7 protein-coding genes are annotated in these 5683 nt (G+C 66.8%); 5 read left to right on the plus strand and 2 right to left on the minus strand.

The features are described from left to right. Positions 1-147: 147 nt before the first annotated feature. Positions 148-627: a transposase gene (locus tag FFK22_RS40665; protein ID WP_186002947.1), complete on the plus strand. Its 480-nt coding sequence runs from the start codon at positions 148-150 to the stop codon at positions 625-627. 66 nt (positions 628-693) lie between these two features. Continuing rightward, on the plus strand, positions 694-999 hold the full coding sequence (locus FFK22_RS40670; RefSeq protein ID WP_221939257.1) for a hypothetical protein: 306 nt from the start codon (positions 694-696) through the stop codon (positions 997-999). 674 nt (positions 1000-1673) lie between these two features. Here the strand turns inward: FFK22_RS40670 and FFK22_RS40675 are convergent. After that, on the minus strand, positions 1674-2627 hold the full coding sequence (locus FFK22_RS40675) for a LysR substrate-binding domain-containing protein (RefSeq protein WP_138889130.1): 954 nt from the start codon (positions 2625-2627) through the stop codon (positions 1674-1676). Between the two features lie 426 nt (positions 2628-3053). On the opposite strand from FFK22_RS40675, the gene FFK22_RS40680 reads away from it, so the two are divergent. The 3 genes from FFK22_RS40680 (at position 3054) to FFK22_RS40690 (ending at position 4409) form a co-directional block, all read left to right on the plus strand. Beyond that, a complete protein-coding gene (locus tag FFK22_RS40680) occupies positions 3054-3545 on the plus strand; it encodes a single-stranded DNA-binding protein (protein ID WP_221939258.1) in 492 nt (163 codons plus the stop codon). A gap of 91 nt (positions 3546-3636) precedes the next feature. Beyond that, the gene (locus FFK22_RS40685) at positions 3637-4083 is read left to right on the plus strand and encodes a hypothetical protein (RefSeq protein WP_138889129.1); all 447 of its coding nucleotides are present in this window, start codon (positions 3637-3639) and stop codon (positions 4081-4083) included. Further along, entirely contained in the window at positions 4083-4409 is a 327-nt protein-coding gene (locus tag FFK22_RS40690; protein ID WP_143956952.1) for a hypothetical protein, read from the plus strand. The genes FFK22_RS40685 and FFK22_RS40690 overlap by 1 nt, the downstream gene beginning before the upstream one ends. Positions 4410-4654: 245 nt before the next feature. Here the strand turns inward: FFK22_RS40690 and FFK22_RS40695 are convergent, their stop codons facing one another. Continuing rightward, complete coding sequence (locus FFK22_RS40695; RefSeq protein ID WP_221939259.1) at positions 4655-5344, minus strand: hypothetical protein; 690 nt, start codon at positions 5342-5344, stop codon at positions 4655-4657. Between the last annotated feature and the right edge of the window lie 339 nt (positions 5345-5683).

A 5683-nucleotide genomic window follows, 5' to 3' on the forward strand; every position in this document is an offset into this window, starting at 1 on the left:
AGCGTCCGGCGATCATCTGCGGCAGCACCACATTCTCGATGGCGCTGAACTCCGGCAGCAGGTGGTGAAACGTAAGCGATGTTCCGCGGCCACCTTTCGGTGAGGCGGCGTAGGGCAGAAGCTCGGAGCCGAAGGAGGCTCCGACACATGTCGATTTCAGAGCTTCGGCATATGCCGGAGCCGGTTCGGCGGGTGGAGATCTTCACGGGCGCGGGCCGGCGTCGGACCTGGTTGCCGGAGGAGAAGGCGACGATCGTCGCCGAGAGCTATGCCGAGGGCGAGTCGGTCTGTGCCGTTGCTCGCCCACACGGTCTGACGCCGCAGCAGTTGTTCACCTGGCGTCGCCAGGCGCGGCAGCCGGTGGAGGACCCGCCGACCATGTTCGTGCCGGCGGTTGTGGAGGCCATACAGCCAGAGGCGGCGGCGGAGCCCATTCCGAAGCGCCGGACTCACCGTCGGTCGCAGGCGAGCGGGATCGAGTTCGAGATCGGCGGAGTCGAGGTGCGTGTGGGAGCGGACGCGAAACCTCGGCGAGATCGAGGATATCTATCAAGATCTCGCCGCCGAATGACGCAGAGGGCCAAGCTCCTGGGGCGGGCCCTCACCCTCGGCGCAGCGCGGATTTAACAAGATACTACGCCTGGGCCGGGCGTCGCGGATCCTCGGCGGCCGCAATGACAGGGGGAGATGAGCATGGTTTCGATGAGCCGACCTGCCCTCGCCGCGTTGGAGAGGTTGATCGAGATCGCGCGAGGCGACACCGCGCAGTCGCGCCGCGTCGCGAATTTCCTTCTGGCATGGTGGAACGCCAAGTCCTGCGGCGGCTTTGATTTCGCCGACCTCCAGAGCGTGGACGCGGCCATCGCCGACGACATGGTGACGGTAATCCAGTTGATCGCCACCCGGTCGGAGTCCCCGTGCGCCTACGGCTATAAGACCGAGTTCGAGAAGATGCTGGCAGACTGGCGGCCGCATCTGGCGGAGCCGGCAGCTCCCTGACGCTATCGTGTTGCAAACACGAAAACCCGGCAGTCGCTCCGATCTGCTAGAAGCCGCTCCGGCCGCAGGCCGGGCCGGATTTCGTGTCTGCAAGCCACCATGCCAGACGAGGATCAACCCAGGGCGCCAGCCCGGCCCCGTCGATATGCTTCCGGCCGCCGCCAGAAGTGCCACCTACCAACGTCGCGCCGCCGGCGCCGGGCTCGTCCGGCTGAGCGTGACTGCCTGCGAGCAACGCCGCCGATATCAGGGCGATCGCCGCCGCCATAAGGGCGCTGCGACGGCCGCCAGCCGGACGCGGACGACGGCTCAATCCCATACCCGATGGCGGGGCGGCCGTGGCGCGCGACCGATGACACGCTGCTGAGTCTCGTCTGGCGCGACGACGGCACCATGGCCAAGCTGGCGACACCGCAGCGGCCCGTAGATGTCATCCTCGCGTGCCTGGTCGCGTTGGAGGAGGCCGGCCGCATTGCGGAGGCCCGCGCGGACTTCTCCACCCGGGCGCGAGCCGAGCCGTGGCGGTCATCGGCATCAGCCGATCATAGCAAGCACCAAGCAGCCGCCCAAGCGGCCATCCCTGGCTGCCGGCCCGCGGCCACTGTCTTCCAATCTGTCGCGTGGCACCGGCGCTTCTGGAGCAGGTGCCGCGACGCGCGGCGTGGCGGGGGCCGTCAGTCGGCGATCCTCTGGTCCGTTTCGTCGTCCTGCGGGATCGCCACTGCGCCTTCCGGCTGGTGCTGGCGCAGGAATTCGGCCAACATCTCGATCTCGCCCCGACGTGCCGCGCCGCGCCGCCACACCAGCCCGATCCGCCGCGACGGCTGCGGCGCGTCGAAGGGCCTGAGCGCGACATCGCCATCGCCCGTGGTCGGAGCGGTGCAGGCCAGGGCCGGCAGCAGCGTGATGCCGATCCGCCCGGCCACCATCTCGCGCAAGGTGGCCAGGCTGGTGGCGCCGAACGAATCCTCCTGCGTCCGTGCTGCGCTGCGGCACACCTCCAGAGCCTGGTCGCGCAGGCAGTGCCCATCCTCCAGCAGCAGCAGATGCTCGTCCGACAGGTCGGCCGGCGTCACCCGGCTGGCTCGGGCCAACCGGTGCCCTGTCGGCACGGCCAGCAGGAAGGGCTCGTCGAACACCGGCAGCGAATCCAGGTTCGTATCCTCGACCGGCAGGGCCAGCAGCGCCGCCTCAAGCTCGCCCCGGCGGAGCCGCTCTACCAGCCGGTCGGTCAGGTCCTCGCGTAGATAGAGGCGGAGGTCGGGATAGGTGCGGCGCAGCGTCCGCATCAGCCGCGGCAACAGATAGGGGCCAAGCGTCGGGATCACCCCGAGCCGGAAGTCGCCGGCCAGTGGCGCCGCCTGGTCGCGCGCGGCCAGCAACAAGTCCTGGGTCTCCGCCAAGATCCGCCGGGCCCGGGCGACGATGGATTCGCCCAGCGGGGTCAGCAAGATCCGCCGCTTCGACCGTTCGAACAGCGGCCCGCCCAGCATCTCCTCCAGCGCCTGGACCTGGGCGCTTAGCGAGGGCTGGCTGACATGGCAGGCGGCGGCGGCCCGGCCGAAATGCCGCGTGTCGGCGACCGCGACGACATAGCGGAGCTGCCGCAGGGTGATCGGTTGGTTCATAGATTCAGACTATCATAATTGTCGGAACAATCGGTCAGATTGTGGGATCCGCTTTATCTGCTTGCTGCAGGCGAAACATTCGCACCAGCCCTTGCCCGATCTTCGGAGCGGTCCGGCTCATCCTGGCCGGCTGCAGCTCGGTGCTGGCCAAGGTTGCCAAGTGGAGGGTCGCGCCGGCGGCGCTGCGGATCTCGTCCGTGTCTCTCACATATCCCGCATGACCCCTGGCGGACACGATGCCGATCCGGCGGTTCGGGCTGGACGACGGTTCCGCCGCCTTGTCGTGAGGCTGTTCCGGGTCGTTGCAGCTGGACCGCGAGCCTCGCGCCGGTCGTGAAACTCTTGCACGAGGATGCGGTGCCTGAAATTGGATCGTTGGAGGGGCTGTGATGTCGGCTGCGGCGAGCACCAGGCCGGCACCTCGATGTGGAATTTCCGGCGATCGTCGCCTGGTGGAACATCCCTCTTCCTCGCGCAACCAGAATAACGGTTTCCGCTGCGCGGACCCTCCGTGATTCAGGCTGCGCGCGAGGTCCGCCCCGCTCTTTCGGCGCCATCACCGAAGCCACTTTCGACATCACCGGTCACATCGGCCACTTCCGCCAGCATGGCAACGCCCTGAAGGTCAATATCTGTGCCAATTACCGCCGCAAAGACGATCGCGGGAACTGGATCGACGACTCCTACTGGAACAGCGTCACGATCTGGAGCGAGCAGATCCAGAAGTACATCCGGAACCACGTCCGGGTCGGTGACTTGGTCCGGGCCAAGGGCGTCATGCGGGACAGCTCCTACGAGCATGAGGGCGAAACCCGCTACACCACCGACCGCACGGTTCTCCGCTTCGGCCGGTTCGGCGCCAAGCGCGACGGCGACGCCGGCGGCGCCGATGGCACGGACGATCAACTCCCCGAATGATCGGGAGGGGCGCCTCCTCGGAGGCGCCCCTTGCCGCGCCCAGGTCCAAGGAACAGACTGAAACCTGTTGGTACAGCTTTGGGGCAGCACCATGAAGACACCGCTCGAAAGCCTGCAGTCCACGCTCGACGACTTCGCCTCCTACATCGAGGACACATTCGGCGGATATGCGCCCGCCGTCTGCGATGCCTGGCATGTCGTGCTGCGATCGGTCGACGTGCACGCTCAGCGCGTCGAAGTGGCGCCTGGCTTCTTCGCGCGGTGGGTCGAGTTCGATCACTGCGACGGCGAGCGGGATGCGGATGACCAGCGTTCCGTCGTCCGGTTGGAATTCGTCTCTCAGATCATTGGCGATGTGGTCATGCACCTGTCGACCGAGGACACCGATGCCGTGCCGCGGCTCTACATTCTGACCACCATGCGGCGCGGTGTCGGGCTGCTCGACAAGGAATGGGACGAGTTGGAGCCGGCGGAAGCGATCAAGCGCTTCATGGATCGGCACAACACGAGAGCAGCGGCCGAGATGGAGCACCGATAGTGCCGGCCGACCCCTCGGAGATTGGACGCCTGGTCGCCGACGCTGCGCGTCGCATTCAGCGAGAGGTGACCTTCGCCTTCGACGTCTCCGATTTCACCGGCGGTGAGATCCGAGACCTCATCAGGACGGCCGCCCGTGAAGCGGGCGACGATCAGCAACTCGCCGGGGTGCGGCTCGGTGCGGACGTGTTCGACCGTCTCGGCCAGGCAGGCGCCTATCCGAACGCGCGTTCCGAAGGCGGCACGACGGTGGTCATGACCCAGGATTTCGGGGCGGCCGAGCTAGTATTCCGCCCGCTGTCGTCGAAATCGAACCAGCCGGGCTGAAGAGCCCGACCCGGAGCATGGTGGGGGGAGCCCCGGGTCGGGTGGATGTCTTTGGAGACCGTTGGCATCGGAGACCGTTGGCATCCGCTTACAATTAGGACGAATTTCACCCAATCCGTCATCCCCCAAATAGGGGACGGATTTCATTCGTAGGCATGTATGGCGCCCGGCGACGCCTGGGTCGCCCGCCGGCGGTGAGCCGAAGCACCGAATGGCTCCGAAGGTCGCATCCGTGCGCCCTTGGTTCATTCCGCCGCGGCTGCGCCGCAGCTGGTGAAGCTGGCATTAGGCGCCACAGAACAGGCGGCGGCCGGATCATCCGCTTGCAGGCGCTGCAACCGCCCAGCGGCAATCAGGCCATCGACCATGCTGCGCTCGGCGGAAAATGGGTGCCACTCCCAGCCCTCGTGGGTGAAGCCGGCGAGAGCCAGATGGTCTCCGGGATATCGCCGCACGACCTCGGAGAGGACGATGAGGCCGCTGCTGGGCACAACGTAGGGAGGCGGATCGAAGGCGGCGAGCTGCGCGTCGACCGACTCGTGAAGCGCTCCGGGCAGGATGCGGTTCATCTTGCCGGTCTCAGCTGCAAAGCGAGCGAACCCCTCGGTGTAGTCGTCACAGAAATCGTCCAGCTCCGGATGGGTCACGGCCAGCGGGCCGCGCATCCTCGCGAACTTATCGGGATCCCGGACGCACCAGATCTCGGAGGCTTCAACCACCGCCGGATGTGTCCGCCAGACCGTCGAGGAAAGCATCGCCTTGCCTGGCCTGCCCGTGTTGCAGACCGCGACGACATCGGTGCGACCCGGTGATTCCGGAAAAGACCGGCATTCATTGAACCGCACGACGATCTCTGCCGTGGCAATCCTCGCGGCAGCGCGGGCTCCGATCGGCCCGTTTCCGACGATCACGATACTCTGCGTCACTTCGGACACCCCGGCGCTGCTGGTCCGCAGATGGTCGTTCCACCATGGACTATTCGCCGGCGGTGCCGAGCAGTGACTCCCGCGTCGTCTGGAAGCCGCGAGCGCGGCTGCCGGCCAAGCGAACGGGCACCTCGTTGTGCTGATCGCCCTGCGCTTCGTTATGTCTCCATTCCTATGACGATTGCAAGCGCGTGACAGGGTGCCTGGTTGGGGCCATAGCCAGGTCCTGGCGAAGTCCGACCTGAGGTCGGGCCCGGGCTGTACTGCGCTAGGCGCCTGGGCGCCGAGCTGCACCGAGCCGCCGATCGGCGTCTCGGCCCTGCGGGTGACGATCCCTCTCGTGTTCAC

Source organism: Mycobacterium sp. KBS0706, from assembly GCF_005938675.2.
GTDB lineage: Bacteria > Pseudomonadota > Alphaproteobacteria > DSM-16000 > Inquilinaceae > Inquilinus.